13 protein-coding genes and 1 tRNA gene are annotated in these 16,490 nt (G+C 56.9%); 11 read left to right on the top strand and 3 right to left on the bottom strand.

The window, feature by feature from the left end; genetic code table 11:
* Window positions 1–231: 231 nt before the first annotated feature.
* The 5 genes from CI070_RS10165 to CI070_RS10145 all read left to right on the top strand — a co-directional run bounded on the left by CI070_RS10165 (window position 232) and on the right by CI070_RS10145 (window position 6,430).
* Window positions 232–1,533, top strand: a complete 1,302-nt coding sequence (locus tag CI070_RS10165) for a PDZ domain-containing protein (RefSeq protein ID WP_143247168.1) — start codon at window positions 232–234, stop codon at window positions 1,531–1,533.
* A 36-nt stretch (window positions 1,534–1,569) separates the two neighbouring features.
* Window positions 1,570–2,880 (top strand): AI-2E family transporter, encoded by a 1,311-nt coding sequence (locus CI070_RS10160; protein ID WP_094135679.1) that lies wholly within the window; start codon window positions 1,570–1,572, stop codon window positions 2,878–2,880.
* Between the two features lie 58 nt (window positions 2,881–2,938).
* A complete protein-coding gene (locus tag CI070_RS10155) occupies window positions 2,939–4,519 on the top strand; it encodes a sulfatase family protein (protein ID WP_094135677.1) in 1,581 nt (526 codons plus the stop codon).
* Window positions 4,520–4,538: 19 nt separating this feature from the next.
* Window positions 4,539–5,027, top strand: a complete 489-nt coding sequence (locus tag CI070_RS10150; RefSeq protein ID WP_094135675.1) for a hypothetical protein — start codon at window positions 4,539–4,541, stop codon at window positions 5,025–5,027.
* A 152-nt stretch (window positions 5,028–5,179) separates the two neighbouring features.
* Window positions 5,180–6,430 carry a ferrous iron transporter B gene (locus CI070_RS10145; RefSeq protein ID WP_094135673.1) on the top strand — a complete coding sequence of 417 codons (1,251 nt, stop codon included), beginning with the start codon at window positions 5,180–5,182 and terminating at the stop codon, window positions 6,428–6,430.
* Window positions 6,431–6,911: 481 nt separating this feature from the next.
* On the opposite strand, the gene CI070_RS10140 is transcribed toward CI070_RS10145, so the two are convergent.
* Window positions 6,912–9,224 (bottom strand): hypothetical protein, encoded by a 2,313-nt coding sequence (locus CI070_RS10140; protein ID WP_143245532.1) that lies wholly within the window; start codon window positions 9,222–9,224, stop codon window positions 6,912–6,914.
* A gap of 368 nt (window positions 9,225–9,592) precedes the next feature.
* Here CI070_RS10140 and CI070_RS10135 point away from each other — a divergent pair, with 368 nt between their 5' ends.
* The 4 genes from CI070_RS10135 (at window position 9,593) to CI070_RS10120 (ending at window position 13,325) form a co-directional block, all read left to right on the top strand.
* The gene (locus CI070_RS10135) at window positions 9,593–9,973 is read left to right on the top strand and encodes a hypothetical protein (RefSeq protein WP_094135669.1); all 381 of its coding nucleotides are present in this window, start codon (window positions 9,593–9,595) and stop codon (window positions 9,971–9,973) included.
* A gap of 118 nt (window positions 9,974–10,091) precedes the next feature.
* Window positions 10,092–12,227: a DNA gyrase/topoisomerase IV subunit A gene (locus CI070_RS10130; RefSeq protein ID WP_256943520.1), complete on the top strand. Its 2,136-nt coding sequence runs from the start codon at window positions 10,092–10,094 to the stop codon at window positions 12,225–12,227.
* A gap of 101 nt (window positions 12,228–12,328) precedes the next feature.
* A tRNA-Thr gene (locus CI070_RS10125) sits at window positions 12,329–12,403 on the top strand.
* 340 nt (window positions 12,404–12,743) lie between these two features.
* Entirely contained in the window at window positions 12,744–13,325 is a 582-nt protein-coding gene (locus CI070_RS10120; RefSeq protein ID WP_256943519.1) for a putative peptidoglycan-binding domain-containing protein, read from the top strand.
* A 141-nt stretch (window positions 13,326–13,466) separates the two neighbouring features.
* On the opposite strand, the gene CI070_RS10115 is transcribed toward CI070_RS10120, so the two are convergent.
* Complete coding sequence (locus CI070_RS10115; RefSeq protein WP_094135665.1) at window positions 13,467–13,850, bottom strand: hypothetical protein; 384 nt, start codon at window positions 13,848–13,850, stop codon at window positions 13,467–13,469.
* 115 nt (window positions 13,851–13,965) lie between these two features.
* Entirely contained in the window at window positions 13,966–14,292 is a 327-nt protein-coding gene (locus CI070_RS10110) for a hypothetical protein (RefSeq protein ID WP_094135663.1), read from the bottom strand.
* 345 nt (window positions 14,293–14,637) lie between these two features.
* On the opposite strand from CI070_RS10110, the gene CI070_RS10100 reads away from it, so the two are divergent.
* Together CI070_RS10100 and CI070_RS10095 are read left to right on the top strand one after the other, a co-directional pair.
* On the top strand, window positions 14,638–15,522 hold the full coding sequence (locus CI070_RS10100) for a ParB/RepB/Spo0J family partition protein (protein ID WP_094135660.1): 885 nt from the start codon (window positions 14,638–14,640) through the stop codon (window positions 15,520–15,522).
* Between the two features lie 20 nt (window positions 15,523–15,542).
* Window positions 15,543–16,487, top strand: coding sequence for a M28 family peptidase (locus CI070_RS10095; RefSeq protein ID WP_094135659.1), 945 nt, complete (start codon window positions 15,543–15,545; stop codon window positions 16,485–16,487).
* Window positions 16,488–16,490 lie beyond the last annotated feature (3 nt).

The following is a 16,490-nucleotide window of genomic DNA, read 5'->3' as shown; positions in this document are numbered from 1 at the left end:
AGCTGAAACACCAGACGCCGCAGACGGAAAAACGCCCAGCCATGTTACAAAACCTTAAAAAACGCACGCGCCCGCATCCTGAATATCATGGCTTTTGCACGGGATGCTCTCCGGCTGGCGGCAGATTTCACATGCTGATGCCGTCAAAAAGCCCTGTAAGCAGGAAGGAAACCTTGCCAGCTTCTGGTCCGTTTGTTATGAACGGAATACTTTATGTTCCGTTCCTCCATCATGCTTCTGGCAACCATGCTGTGCGTTTCCTGCGTATCGCACCGGCCTATCCAGGACAGCAGTTCCCCGCCCATTGACGCGGCCAATCCCCTGGACGGCACCCCCGTGGCGCTGGCGTGGAGTTCCGGAACGCAATTAATGATGGGCGTGGACACGGGAGCAGTCCAGACGTCCCTGCTTTTCTCCCCCGCAGTGGAATCCATCGGCGCCCGCCTTCGCGGCAGGGGAGCCATGCGCACGGCCAACGTGCCCGTTTCCCTGAAAGATGACGAAGAACCCATTTCCCGGAAACAGGATGTGGTGATGGCGGACCAGGCTCCGTATGACGGTTTGCTGGGCTGGGAATGCATACGGAAATATGTGTGGAACATCAACTACCCCAAACGCTCCCACCGTTTTTTCAATAAACTTCCCTCCAGGATAAAAAACTGGAACAAGCTTTCCCTGATCCCCGGGTCCGACTACCCGCAAATCGCGGACAAGCACGGAAGACGCATCATTCTGGATACGGGAGCCCCCCACGCCGTCTATATCTCCAAAAAACGCTGGAACGCCATTAAGCAGGCCTACCCGGACGCGTTCGTCAGCGTCTATTCCGGCTACAGCCCCGCCGCCGGCGGCTTTTACGCCCATGAATGCATGCATGTAAGCTCCTTTCAGCTGGGCCCCCTGGAATTAAAAAACATCCTGCTCTGCGAAAGCTTCGCCAACCCGGAAGTAATGGGTATCCCCGATGACATCGACATTATCCTGGGCTACGGCGCTCTGGCCGCACGCCAGTTCTGGCTGGACGGCCCGGGGAACGCCCTTTATTTCAGCTCCACCAGCCACCGGATGCCCGCCCCCGCCTCCTTCAACCTGATGGGAGGAACCTTCATCCAGGACCGCAACGGGAACGGCCCCATGAAAGCTTACGTGGCTGAATGGTCGCCCGCATGGGACGCCGGCCTCAGAACGGGGGACGTGCTTATTTCCATTAATGGAAGAAAGAATCCCTATCCGGACCTCGTAGAATACGTTACCACCCAGCGGGGGGCCCAGGCCAGCGTGGTGGTCCAGCGCAGGAACAGGCTGGTGCGCATCCAATGGGAAGTTCCGGCCGCCCCCCCCGCAGGGGACTATTACCCCACGCCCCAGGCCATTACGGAACAGGAATTCGAAAAACACGTCAGGCAGCAGGAAAAAAAAGAACAAACCCAGCCACCCGCAGACGGCCAGCAGCCCCCGGCTACTGCCGGAGAAACTCCGGATGAAGCCGCTCCCGCACCTGACGGGAAAACGGACAAAGCCTCCGCTGCCTGAGCCAGACCAGCCAACCAGCCCTTTCTCCACACCGGCATGAACAACACGCAACACCAGAATACCCAGCCTTCCGCCGTCCCCGCCATTCCTTCCCCCTTCCAGAAAAAAACCTGCTGGCATGCCCTGACAGGCGCCTCCATTCTGGTGATGCTGTGCATCGCGGCTTTCGTCATTTTTGAAGTAGTGGAAGTTCTGGGGTTCCTGGAACCGGTGCTCCTGCCCATCCTGATTGCCGCCGTCGTGGCGTATCTGCTGGAACCCATCGTTTCCTGGCTGGTGCATTTCAGATTCTCCCGCTCCTGGGCCGTAGTCACGGTCATGTTTGCGGCTCTGGCTGTCCTGGTAGGCTTTGGAGCCACGATTCTTCCTCCCCTGATCAGGCAAACGGACGAACTGATCGACAACCGGATGGAGCTATGGAACAAAACCTCCGAACTAATTGACTCCACCATTGAAATACCTTTCATTTCCCGCACCATTGACAGTGTTTACAGAACCAGTCTGCGGGAACTGAATACCAGCCATTATACGGAGGCGGAAATCCATGACCTGAGAAACGCCCGGACCGCCCGGGAAAAACTGGGAGCCTACATGACCATCAACTCCTCCTTTTACCAGGACAAGCTGATGAGCTGGCTCACTTCCGGAGGGCGAGCCCTGTACAGCACCATAGGAATCATGGTCAGTATCCTGATCACGCCTATCTTCGCTTTTTATTTTCTGCTGGAGGCGGACAAAATCAAAGAAAAATGGCCCAGCATCCTGCCCCTGAAAGTCTCCAAATTCAGAAAAGACGTGGTGGAGACCATGGAGGAAATCAACGGCTACCTGATTTCCTTCTTCCGCGGACAGATGCTGGTGAGCATCATTGAAGGCATTCTGATCGCCATCTGCCTGAAACTGCTCGGTCTGCCATACGCCATCACCATCGGCGCCGCGGTCTGCGTGCTGGGCATTGTTCCCTACCTGGGCATTATCACCGCCTTTATCCCTGCGGTGCTGCTGGCCTGGTTCACATGGGGAGATTTCCAGCACGTGCTGATTGTTTCCGGCATCTTCCTGGCCGTCAACCAATTTGACGGATGGGTCATTCAGCCGAAAATCGTGGGGGATTCCGTAGAACTCCACCCGCTCACGGTCATGTTTTCCGTGCTGATCTGGACGCTCATTCTGGGCGGCCTGGTCGGCGCCCTGCTGGCTGTCCCCCTGACGGCAGCCATCAAGGTCCTCTACAAGCGGTACATCTGGCAGAATGCCAGCATGCGCCCCATGACGGAACCCGTGCTTCCGCCGGAACAGCCCGGCGAACAGCCTCCGGACAATCCCGAAAGTCCGGCCCGCGCCTGAACAGCCGCATCCTTCCAATCGTCTTTTCCAGAAAATATCATCACACACACCTGGCAACATGAATAAACCCGCATTACACCTGATGCTTGCCCTGGCAGCGGCGGCGGCCTGCCCGGCCGCAGTCACGCCCAAGGTCAAGCCTCCCAGGGCCATCGTCATGATTTACGCTGACGACCTTGGCTACGGAGACGTAGGCTGCTATGGAGCCAAAGGGATTCCCACCCCCTCTATCGACAGGCTTGCCGAGCAGGGCTGCCGCTTCACGGACGCCTATTCCACCACATCCGTCTGCACCCCTTCCCGCTATGCCCTGTTCACCGGGGAATACCCGTGGCGCAAGGAAGGCACGGGCATCCTGCCGGGAGACGCCGCCCTCATTATCGATACCAAGAAACCCACCCTGCCCAGGATGCTCCAATCCCACGGCTACAAAACCTACATGGTGGGCAAATGGCACCTGGGCCTGGGGGAAAAGGGGAAGAAAATTGACTGGAACAGGCATATCTCTCCCAGCCCGAACGAAATCGGATTTGACGAAAGCTTTATCTTCGCCGCTACGGGCGACCGCGTTCCCTGCGTGATTCTGGAAAACGGCAATGTCCGCAATCTGGACCCGAACGACCCCATTGAAGTATCCTACAAGCACAACTTCCCCGGGCTTCCCAATGGCAAGGACAATAAGGACCAGCTCAAACTCATGTGGAGCCACGGGCATAATCAGGCCATTATCAACGGAATTGGACGCATCGGCTTCATGAAGGGAGGCAAAAGCGCCTTGTGGAAGGATGAGGAAAACGCCGATGTAATTACGGATAAAGCCATTGAATACATCCAGAAGAGCGCCAAAGCCAAGGAACCGTTTTTCCTGATGTTCGCCACGCATGACATCCACGTGCCGCGCTGCCCGGAAAAACGCTTTGTAGGCAAAAGCCGGCACGGCGTGCGCGGTGACGTGACCGTGGAACTGGACGACTGCGTGCGCCGCATCACGGACGCTCTGCAACAGGCCGGTCTGGAAAAAGACGCCCTGGTGATCTTCTCCAGCGACAACGGCCCCGTGCTGGATGACGGCTACAGGGATTTCGCCGTCCGGGACAATGCCGCCCATTCCCCCGCCGGCCCCTTCCGCGCAGGCAAATACAGCATTCTGGAAGGAGGTTCCCGTATTCCGTTCATCGTCAAATGGCCCGGCGTGGTCTCCCCCGGAACCACAAGCAAAGCCCTGCTCAACCAGATGGATCTGGGAGCTTCCCTGGAACAACTGCTGGCCCCCGGCAAGGCCAATTCCTTCCGTGACTCTGAAAACGTGATGCCCGCCCTTCTGGGCAAATCCGCCAAGGGCCGTGACTACCACGTCATCAACAGCACCGGCAAAGCGTTGGCGATCCGCCACGGCAAATGGAAGTTCATTCCCGCCGGCGTTGCCATCCGCGACGGCATCAACGGGGCCTCCGCGAAAATGAGCAAGTCCCCGGAAGGAGGAAGCCTCTTTGACCTGGAAAAAGACCCGAAGGAACTTGACAACGTAGCCGCCCGGCATCCGGACATTTGCGAGCAGATGAAAGCCAAGCTTGAGGAAATCCGCCAGAGACCCGAAACCAAGGCTGACCGGGAGGATCTGCTCCCCTTGGACGACTAACATCTATCCGAGCCAGACCATGAGAGAATCCGCCACATGCTCCCAATGCGGCCACGGGTACACCTACCCGGCCGGGCTGAACGCCAAAACCGGCATGCGCTGCACGGCGTGCGGCGTTCTGATTCACGTCACAACGGGGCTTCCCTTCGGGGAAGCCCCCTCTTCACTATCCGGCCGCAAACCGGAAAACGCCATGAAAACGCAGTCCTCCCTGCCTCCCGTCAAGAAAAAGCGGCCGTCCTTCTCCGGACGCGATACTGACGAGCGCGGCATCCGGCAGGAACGTCTGCCGCAGCTGCCACCCGCGGCCCCCGGAGGCCGGATTCCCGCTGCATCATGGCTGGCGTGGGGGCTGTCCCTGATCGCGTTGATTCTGGCCTTTATCTTCCCCTCCTACGGGAACGGTTCCACAGATCCGCTGTATATGCTTCAATTCCTGCCCTCCATGGTCTTCGGCTGCTCTGCGGCCATCCTTTTCATCCAGGGCCTGGCGGCCTTGCGCCGCTGAAAAGAGGCAACACCTCTGAAACCATCCGGCTCAATACGTCAGCGCTCCATCTCTAAAACAGACTGCCGGACCCCATACCTCTTTCCGCAAAACCGGGCTTTTAGACTTGCCTGTCAAATTGACAGATTTTAAGTTACGTTCCGGTAAACGTTATGGAACGGGAAACAGAGGCAAAGGAAAACCTGTGGAGAACCAGACTGGATGCCGTCCTGATGCACAGAATATGGGGGTCCCTTATTTTCCTGGGCATTGTTTATATTATTTTCTTTCTGAGCTTCGCTATCGGGGATCCGCTGGTCAGGCTCATCCAGACGGGCACCCAGCTGTTCAGCGTCTGGGCCTGCCGCATGCTGGAACCGTGGCCCCGCCTGCAATCCCTGCTGGGGGAAGGCGTGGTAGGCGGCGTGGGCGGAGTACTGGCCTTTCTGCCCAACGTGGTTCTCCTCTTCGGGGCCATTACTGTGTTGGAAAACAGCGGATATATGATGAGGGTTTCCCGCCTGATGAGCCGCATCATGAAAATCATGGGATTGAACGGCAGCAGCTTTGCCCCCCTCCTGCTGGGATTCGGCTGTTCGGTTCCCGCCATCCTGTCCACCAGGAGAATTGAAACGCGCAGCGACCGTCTGGTCACCATCGCCGTGCTGCCCATGATGAGCTGTGCGGGCCGCCTGCCGATCTACATGATGTTCGTCTCCGCCCTGTTTCCCTCCCGCCTGCAGGCCCCCGTTCTGTTCGGGATTTACGCCAGCGGCGTCCTGCTGGCGCTGTGCTGCGCCCGGCTTCTGAAAAACACGCTTTTCAAGGCGCCCCAGAGGGATTCCCTCCACCACATGAAACGCCTGCGCCTCCCCTCCCTGCGGAAGGTGGGCATCCTGATGTGGTCGCGGGCCTTCATGTATGTCCGGAAAGCGGGCACCTTCATCCTTGGGGCCTCCATCATCCTGTGGTTCCTGAACACCTACCCCAGACCGGAAGAAGACACGGCGCCGACAAACGCAGCGGCCATGGAACGTTCCTACGCCGGACAAATAGGCCATTGGATGGAACCCGTCACGCAGGTGGCCGGATTTGACTGGAAAATCAATTCCGCCCTGGTGGGAGCCTTTGCCGCCAAGGAAATCTTCGTCACCCAGATGGGCATCCTCTATGCGGTGGAAGACGGAAATTCGGGCCCGGCGGCCCAGCAGACATTGAACGCCCGCCTTAAAGCCAGCTACACCCCTCTCCAGGGCATCAGCATCATGATATTCTGCCTGATCGCCCTGCCCTGCATCGGCACCGTTACCGTCGCCAAAAGGGAAGCGGGCACCTGGTGGTTCGCTCTGGCGCAATTCGGCGGATTGACCCTCCTGGGTTTTGCAACGGCCACGCTGATCTACCAGACAGGGCTCCTTCTGTAAGGGCCAGCCATAAAAAACCGGGAGCAGGACGCGCCGCTGGAACCTTCCCTGTTTTTACAAGTCGCCCGGGTATCCTTTTCCGTTTCTCCCCGGGAATCCCTCAGGCAGCCCCCCGCACTCCTCCGCGGGCCGGAAGGACGGTATTCATTTCATCCCATAGCATAGCCGGCCTTTCCCCGGGTCCTTCTCCGTCAATCACCGTACCGTATTCTTTCCTGTCCGTGGCAGCGTCCTCAATGTGGAAGATAACGTGGCCGCCTTTGGGGGCTGGATTGACATTGGAGGCTTGCCTCCCCCCCTGTCCTGTTGATGGTTGGCCTCGTCATCTCCTGCCGCTGCCAGCTTTCAGACTCTTTAACCCCTAATTCACCCTATTTCAACCATACTGCCCTCTTTCATCATCACGGTTATCACTTCCACACATAAAAAAACCGGAGGGATTATTTTCCCTCCGGTTTGCGGATGCGATTGATAAAACCTCTTAAATGGTCTTAATCACGGAAGACTCGTCATCTTCCCTGTCCTCGACAGAAGCGGCCTTCTTGGCGGGAACAGGCGTCTTCTTGACCTTTTCCAGAGCCTTTTCCACCGCCGTAATCACCTTGTCTTCCCCGGTTTTCTGGCTGGACAACTCATTATAAATCTTTTCCTTGGCCTCATAATCAGCCTTGGCGGCAGCATCGCCGGGGTTGGCCTTGAACTTGTCCTCCGCCTTGAACAAAGCTTCCTCCGCAGCCTGGAATTTTGGTTCCACCGCGTTTCTCTGGTCTTCCGCCGTCTGCTTGATGCGGCCCAGCAGGCGAATCACGTACGGGCGGTTGCTGAGCCTCTTGAATGCGGAAACCAGAAACTGGCGGCGTTCGCTCGTTTTGGCATCCGCAATAAGGGGATCAAACAACTTGAGCGTGGCGTTGTCATCCCGGTCACGGTCCACGGAAAGTACGCGGAGAATGGAATCATGAGCCTGAGAACGCACCCGTTCATGCAGGGATTCGTCTTTCCATGCCTTGAACAGGTACGGCACGGCGTCATCCGTATTCCAGTCCCCCCAGGCCGTAATGATGGCAAGCGCCTTTTTGGGATCCTCCTTATAGCTCTGTTCCATCATGTCCAGCACCTTGGGATCCCCGGTGCGGGCCAGCAGCTTGTAGAGCATTTTAACATTTTCCTCCGGCATGTTTTTCTGATGCTGGAGCAGTTTGGAGGAAAGAGCCTTGCGCTTGGCCGGAGGAGCTCCGTCAATCAGGTAGCGGGCCGTACGGAAAGCGGAGGAAATCAAATCCGGGGAAGCATCCTTCTTCTGAAGGATTTCCATAACGTCGTCAAGGTCGTCCAGCTTCATGGCAAAGCGCATGTACTTGAGCACTACGGCCTGCTTGTCCTGGATCTTCTTGTTCTTGCTGTTGCTGATGGAAGCGTACAGGTCTTTCAGCATATCGCGCATGGCGGGGCTGGAAGACTTGGCCAAGAGGGTCACCATCATGGAATATTTTTCCTTGCTGTACCTGCCGACATTTTTTTTCATGTCTTCCACCACCTGACGGGCAATATTGTCATCCATCTGGGCCATGATGGAAACCAGGTGGGCGGCTCCGGGCCAGTTTTCCCTGTTGCCCTTGACTCCCCTCACATTGGCGAGCAGCAAAGCGGCATCCTCGGCATCGGGAACGACTTTCACATCCGGAACGCGGCTGAGATTCTTGGAATCAAACAGACGGCTGCGGCCCAGTTTCCCGCCTTCCACTACCAGCGCATTCAGTCGGGCGTTCTCTCCTTCCACCTTTTCTTTCTTGCTGTTGGTGCTCCATGCATAAATTCCTACGCCGGCAGCGATGACAACCAGGGCGCATACCCCATAAATAACACCCCGCAGCAGGGATCTGGATTTATCCACGGAATCGGCCATATCCCGTGCGGATTCCGTTCCGGCGGGAGGCTGAATACCGCCGTCGCCCGCCAGAGGGGCGTCGGCGGCTGGGGAAACTTCTGCGGTATTGACAGGCTGGGGAATCGCGGCGGGAGACACGGAAGAAGCGGGAGCGGCCCCCACAGGGGTTTTCAACACTTTCAGCTTGGGAACGGTGCTTTCCGGAGCGGCTACTGGCGGTTTCTCCGCCGCAGCGGGAGCGGCGGCCGTTTTGAAAACTTTCAGTTTGGGAGCGGTGCCCGCTGGAGCGGGTTCCGGAACAGACGGTTCCGGAGTCTGCACAGCTGCGGGCGCTACCCCTGCGGCCTGGGCCAGGGCAGCGGCCTGGGCCTCTGCCAGGGCTTTCTGGGCCTCCGCCACCTTGGCGAGGGCATCCTGAATCTGGGCATCCACGGACGGATCAGGCAAGGGGGCGGAAGCGGCTTCCTTTTTCTCCTGTTCCGCCGCAAGGCGCGCTCTTTCCTCTTCAGCGGCTATACGGGCTGCTTCCTTTTCCGCGGCAATGCGCGCGGCTTCGGCAGCCTCCTGTTCCGCCCTGATTCTGGCGGCTTCCTCCTCGGCAGCTATTCTTGCCGCCTCCTTTTCTGCGGCGATACGGGCGGCCTCCTGCTCGGCGGCCGCTTTTTCCGCAGCAATCCTGTCCGCCTCCGCCTGTTCCGCTGCACGGCGGGCGGCTTCCTCCTGTTCCTGAGCCAGCTTGGCCTGCAACTCAGGAGTGAGAAAACGCGGCTTGACAACCTCCACGCCTTCCGCGGCGGGAGAAACAAATTTTACCTTGGGCCCAGCTGCGGGGGCTGCCGTTACCAAACGGCGCCGCAGCTTGGGAGGTTCTGGCGAAGACGGAGTTCCTGTCTGATCGGTCATCATGATAAAATGGCTGGGAAATTGGGATGATTTTATACGATTCCGCTTCTCCCTGCAACCTCAAAATCCCGGCTGGAGAACGGGCGCGTGAACAGCGGCCGCATCCGGATCAACAGGAAAATTGCGGAAAAGGCTTCACCCGGGATATAACATGGAAATGCGTTTAAATATCCCTCAATTTTTCCTGCAAAATCATCAAAAAATCAATCCGTTAGCAATAAAAATCATGGATAAAGTAAAGAGAACGCGACAGAACTTCAACAACATGCGCCCGTCATTTAAACATCCTCTTAAAAGATATTAAAATATATATACTTTTTTCTTGCCAGACCAAAAATAATTGGTTAAGTAAATAATCACTCGTCAACATCATGAATTCCAACGACAGTACCAAAAACAGGAGGCGCTACACGCCCGAAGAAAAACAATCCGTTCTTGATTTCATTGCTGAACGGAAGACTCAAAACAAAAGGGGCGCCCAGAAAGAAGCCTCCGAACGGTTCGGCATCAGCACGGTGACCATCTCAAGCTGGATGAAGGCATCCAAGGTCAAGCGCGGCCGTAAACCCGGCACCAAAAATACAGCCGCTCCCAAAGCGCAGCCTCTCGCAGCCGCCCAGCCCGCCGACCTGCGCCGCCTGGCGGCCGTTCTGGAAGAAATCGCCGAACTTGAAGCCCAGACAGCCAAACTCGACACCCTGCGCGCTGAAGCGGAGGAACTCAGAAACAGGCTGACTGCCAAGCAGGCCTGATTGCTTTTACCGCTTTCTTTCTCCGGAAAACCGGCTTTCCCCAAAACGGGAAGCCGGTTATTTTCTTTATGGAGATCGCGCTTGCCCCCCCGGAACAATTCCTTTAATATCCGCCGTTGTGACTCAACCCGCCCACATCGTTCCCGCGAGTCAGTCTGTGGAAGGCATGTATGCCGACTACTTTCTGGATTACGCCTCGTACGTCATTCTGGAACGGGCCGTACCCAAGATTAATGACGGGTTTAAACCTGTGCAGCGCCGTATTCTGCACGCCATGGACCGCCTGGACGACGGGCGTTATAATAAAGTGGCTAACATCGTGGGAGACACGATGAAATTCCACCCGCACGGCGACCGTTCCATTGCAGACGCGCTGGTGGGTCTGGGACAAAAAGGGCTGCTTATCGACACGCAGGGAAACTGGGGCAATATTCTGACAGGCGACCCCGCAGCGGCCTCCCGCTATATTGAAGCCCGCTTCACCTCCTTTGCGCGTGACGTAGTATTCAGCCCCAAAGTCACGGAATGGCAGCTTTCCTACGACGGCAGGAACAAGGAACCGGTCAGCCTCCCCGTCAAATTCCCCCTCCTTCTCGCTCAAGGGGCGGAAGGCATCGCTGTGGGTCTTTCCAGTAAAATTCTCCCCCACAATTTCAATGAACTGATTGAAGCCTCCATCGCCTACCTGCGCGGCCAGCCCTTCCAGCTTCTGCCGGACTTCCCGACCGGAGGCGTGATGGACGCCACCAATTACCGTGACGGGGAACGCGGTACGGGCCGCGTCCGCATCAGGGCGCGCATCCTTACGGAATCGAAAAAACTTCTCCGCATCACGGAAATCCCGTTCGGCGTCACCACGGAAATTTTAATTGATTCCATTGTCTCCGCTGCGGAAAAGGGAAAAATTAAAATCGCCCGCATTGAGGACAATACGGCCCAGCATGTGGACATTCTGGTCCATCTCCCGGCCGGGACGGACCCGGAGCAGACGAGGAAAGCCCTGTTCGCCTTCTCCGCCTGTGAAGTCAGCATCTCCCCGAATGCCTGCGTCATTGTGGAGGAAAAACCCAGGTTCATGTGCGTCAGCGACATCCTGCGCTACAACACGGACTCCACCAAGGAAATCCTGCGCCAGGAGCAGGAAATACGCCTCAGGGAACTGAACGAGGCGTGGCACCAGGCAAGCCTGGAAAAAATATTCATTGAAAACCGCATCTACCTCTCCATTGAAGATTCTGAAACGTGGGAAGACGTGCTCGGCACCATTGACCGGGAATTGCAGCCGTTTGCATCCCAACTGCGCGCGCCCATTACCAGGGATGACCTGGTGAGGCTGACGGAAATTAAAATCAAGCGCATTTCCAAATTTGACGCCTTCAAGGCGGACCAGCACATCCGCCAGCTTGAAGATGACATCGAACAAACGCAGAAGAACCTCAACCAGCTTACCAAATTCACTATCCGCTGGTTTGAAGCCCTGCGTAAAAAATACGGCGCCGCCTATCCGCGGAAAACGGAAATTTCCTCCTTCGGTTCCGTAAACCGCGCGCAGGTGGCCGTGGCCAATGAAACGTTGTATATTGATGAAGAAGGCTTCGCCGGCTACGGCGTCAAGAAGGGGAATCCCGTCTGCAAATGCTCTACGCTGGATGACGTGTTGATCATTGACAATGCAGGGGTGCTCAAAATCGTGCGGATTCAGGACAAATTTTTCGCCGGTAAAAATCCCCTTTATATTTCCGTCATCAAAAAAGGGGATGACCCCGTGTTCAACCTGATCTACCGGGACGGAAAAGACGGCCCCGTGTACGCCAAGCGCTTCCGCATAGGAGGGTTCACCAGGGACAAGGAATATCCGCTCACCCGGGGCGCGAAGGGAACGCGCATCTTCCATTTCTCCGTGCATGAAACGGAAGAAAACAGTTCCCAGATAAGCGTAAACGTTTACCTGAAAGCCGTTCTGAAACTCCGTAACCTGATCAGGCCCTTCCACTTCGCGGACCTGAGAATCAAGAACCGCGGAGCCCAGGGAAATATCATTACCAGGCATCCTGTGGAACGCGTCTCCCGCATCATGCCTCCGCCCAGATCCGGAAATGAGGAAACGGAGGAACAAACAACCGCTCCTTCCGCAACAGCGGAACGCCCGGAAAGCCCCCCCTCCACGGAAACGCTGCATACGGAAACAGCCCCCCATTTGGAGGAACCGCCAGCCGATCCGCCGCTGGAACAGGGCTCCCTGTTTGACTCCTGAAGCATTGTGAATCGCTAAAATGGAGGCATCCATGCCTGCCGATCCATTTTCGGCTTGCCACAACGGGCCATCTTCTGTAGATATGGGCACCTCATTACCATGCCGCTTTAGCTCAGTGGTAGAGCACCCGCCTTGTAAGCGGACGGTCGTCAGTTCAAATCTGACAAGCGGCTCCATCATAACCCGCTCAAGGTCAACCCTTGAGCGGGTTGCTTGTTGTCAGGCGGGCGTCATTGCCCGTTCCCGCGAATTCCGGCGTGCCGCTTTTTAACGTTCATTATTCGTTAATATTTCCAGCGGAATGCAGCAGCCGACGGAAATAAAGCAGATGCAACATCTGGCAAGAGAACCATTCCACTCACGGCCATATCCGTCAGCTTCCAGCAGCGAAGGGTCACTCCACTTTTGGAGCGGTAAGGAGGTTCCGTTGGCAACAACGCTGCCTCAGGAAGCCGTTTTCCCCCTTGAATACGCCTTTATTGTCGTTCCGCCCAACTGAAACCATGATTCGACCCAATGAACACTACAGAAAGAACCATGGCTGCGGCCACCCTGCGCCTGGAAGACGCCCGCGTCACCGGGCCGGATTCCCTGCGCGTTTCCCGCCTTCCCGCCGCCGACAGGGGCGGCAAGTGGGAGATTTGCGGCATTTGCGACGGCATTGAACCGGCCGCGTTTAACAGATTGAAGGCCCTGCTGGATGCCGGGAAACGTGAAGAGGCCTGGGAAGGTTGTCTCCAGTATGTCCTGGATAACACCGCCGCCGTGCGTTCCTGGCTGGGTTCCGACGCTTATCCTGGCGTTGAATTCATCCTGCGGGATCATTTTTTCAATTCCGGGAGCAGGAATACCGGGAAGATTTTGCAGCGCGCTCTGAATGTCCACGGAGCCGGTCTCACGGTGGACGGGATTCCGGGAAAACAAACCCGTCAGATGCTGCAAACCGTTCTCGCCCGGACTGGAGAGTCCGCGTTTCTTTCCACTCTCCATGAACAGCGCAAGTCATTTTACCATTCTTGCAAACAGTTTCCCGTGTTCGGCACAGGCTGGATGAACCGCAGCAATGAGGCGTACCGGTTCGCACAATCCCTGGTTTAGGGGGAACCTGCAAAAAAAACTCACGGAAAAGGAGGGCAGGAGAATTCAACCATCGTTGCGGCAACCTGCTTCCATGACATCCGGGCAAGGAAAAGCCTCCGTGCGGACATCCGCACGGAGGCTTCCTTTTCATCAACAGGATCAGGAAAACGCCCCGCCTCCCACAAACGCTCCCAGCAGACGGCAGAACCGGGAAGCAGGCAATTTTACCAATCTACCGTCCCCCCGCTTGCCATGCTGGGTCAGAATCCAGGGCAGGGAAAGAATCTCCCGTTCATAAGCCAGCAACTCCCGTACATCTCCCGCCAGGAAATGGAGATGCCAGGCATCACACCGGCCCGGTTCAAACCGGAATCGGACATCGACAATCTTTCCGAAAGGCGCGGAGGAATCCACCCTGCGCGCCATCAGGACAAGTTTGGGAGTACGGATATAGACATCCTGGAAGCGTCCGTCCTCCTCCATTTCCTCCACCTTCCGGCCTGCAGCCAAATAATAGGAGGCGGCGGCAAATAAAGCGTTCATAACCAGATTTTATGCCATCACATCCGCCCTGGGCGCTGAATTGATCCCCCCGGAACGGCTCCTGAAAAGCCGTTTTTCCTGAAAACGCCGGGGCAAAAGATTGGACGGCGCCTAGTCACTTGCCCTGCCGGACTTTCCAGATAACCGGAGGGATCTCCGTTTTCGGCTGTTTCTGGAAGTAGGACAGATACCCCGGTTCCAGCACCAGGCAGGAGCCGTCCCCGCATATCCGTGCCCGCTCCGCAGTCACGTCTACGGTATGCCCGCAGCCGGAGAGGAGGGAGGACGCCGCATAAGCCGCTCCGGCCAGAACCACCCACAAGAGCCGTTCCCACCAGGTCAGTCCGGGGCGGGTTCCGCTTTTTTCATAAGCGTCTTTCATGCCCTGTTTTCCTGCTTCCAGAGCTGCTTTCTTTTGTTCTTCCGTCAAATTGAGTTTCATTTGAAAGAGGGGGTGAGAGGTTCCAGGAATTCTCGCGCGTATTGCGCCGCAACGACTCCGCGGGAGAAAACGGCGTCACGGCCGGACTGTTGATTGCTATTCATTTTGTTCATTTTTTTGTTCATTTCCCGGAAACGGGCCTTTGCCGGAATGGGGCCGGCCCAACGGCATCAGGCCGCTCCCGGACACAAACCATCCTTGCCCTCCCCCAGGGACGGGAGCAACACGCCTGACACGTCCGGGAACAGGAAATATTCCGCCAGATGCAAACGCCGGAATTTCCGCCGCGGATAATAAAATACCCTGTTGAAAACGGAACCGGTTCATGCTAGTCTCTTCCCTGCTATGGCAAAACCGGCTCTGGGGAAAGGCTTTGACGCCCTTATCAATCAAAATCTGTCTCGTGAATCCTTGGCGGCTCCCCAGGCGGGAGACGTTGTGCATCAGCTATCCCATGCCGCCATTATTCCCAGCTCCCTGCAGCCGCGCGCCATCTTCACGCCGGAGCAGCTGGCGGAACTTGTAGATTCCATCAAGGAACACGGCATTATCCAGCCTCTGATCGTCCGTGAAACGCAAAGCGGCAAATATGAACTGATTGCCGGAGAAAGGCGCTGGCGCGCCTCCGGCATCCTGGGGCTGTCCACCGTGCCCGCCATCATCCGGGAGGCTTCCGACAAGGACGTGCTGGAACTGGCCCTGATTGAAAACCTCCAGCGGGAAAACCTCAGCCCGCTGGAAGAAGCCGCCGGCTACATGCGCCTGAAAACGGAGTTCCGCATGAAACAGGGAGACATCGCCAAACGCGTAGGCAAATCCCGCGCCGCCGTGGCCAACAGCATGCGGCTGCTCGATTTGCCCCAGCCGGTTCAGGACATGCTGGGCAATACCTTTATCAGCGTAGGGCATGCCAAGGTGCTTCTCTCTCTTAAAAACAAGGATCAGCAAATCCAGCTTGGGCGCGACATCGTCAACAAGGGCTACACCGTCCGCCAGACGGAAAAAGCCATTCAGAAGATGCTCAACCCGCCGGAGCCGGCTCCCGCTAAAAAGCCGTCCTCCCCTCAGTACAAAAAAATTTCCGGCATTCTCGCCAAACAATTCGGAACTCCGGTGAACATCTCCGGCCAGGGTAGCCGAGGTTCCATCGAAATCACCTTCTCCAGCAAAGCGGAATTCATCCGCATTCTTGAGCTTCTGGGCCAGGACGAATGGCCTGATTTCAAGTAAATTTCCTTCCCCCTTTTTTCATGACGCCCCGCATCGGACTTATCCTGTTTACGGCCCTGCTGATGCAGTGCGAAAATCCCGTAAAAACGCCCCTGCCCGGCGCGGAAACCATTCCCGCGCAGATCCGGCAGACGGACTGTTTCAATGGAGGAAATGCTCTGTTCCACGCCGCGCGGATAACGGAAATGGGGAACCGCGCTTCAGGCACCCCCGGCTACCGCAGGCAGATGGACTACCTGAAGGAGGAACTGGCCAAATACGGCTGGACCTGCCGGGAACAGGCTTTTGAGAAGGAAACGCCCCAGGGTCCCGTCCGCTTCGTCAACCTGAGGGCCCGTTTTGGCAAGACGCCCAATTTCCTGGATCCGGTGCGGGGTCTGCTGACCTGCCACATTGACACCAAGCAGGGCATTGACGGATTCACCGGAGCCAATGACGGGGCCTCGGGAGCTGCGGCCATTCTGGAAACAGCCCGCATTCTGTCCGGAGAACCCGCACGCGCCGGAAATTTGGAGCTTGTGTTTTTTGACGGGGAAGAAAGTTTTGCGGAACATATGGACAGCGACGACGGGCTGTACGGTTCCAGGCATTACGCCTCCGCCATGCAACAGCCGCTCCCCAAATGGATGATTAATCTGGACATGGTGGGGCGGCAGGGTAAAAAGATACGCATCCCGGCCATGACGCCCCAATCCATGTACCGGGTTTATTCCCGCGCCATCCGTGACCTGGGTTATTCCACGGAGGAATGGGGGGTATCCGGCTATGCCATCCTGGATGACCACGTTCCCTTCATGGAACGCGGCGTGGATACGCTGAACCTGATTGACGACTTCCAGGACGGCAACTGGTGGCACACTTCCAAAGACAACATCGGCATTCTGGGAGAAAAATCCTTCCAGCAAACCGGGGAAATGACCCTTCATATCCTCCGGCAACTGCTGCCTGACCAGCCCGCCACCTGACCA

The sequence above is a fragment of the Akkermansia muciniphila genome, from assembly GCF_900184965.1.
GTDB lineage: Bacteria > Verrucomicrobiota > Verrucomicrobiia > Verrucomicrobiales > Akkermansiaceae > Akkermansia > Akkermansia muciniphila_A.
Note: the sequence above shows the minus strand (reverse complement) of the source record. Positions and strands in the feature narration are given on the sequence as shown.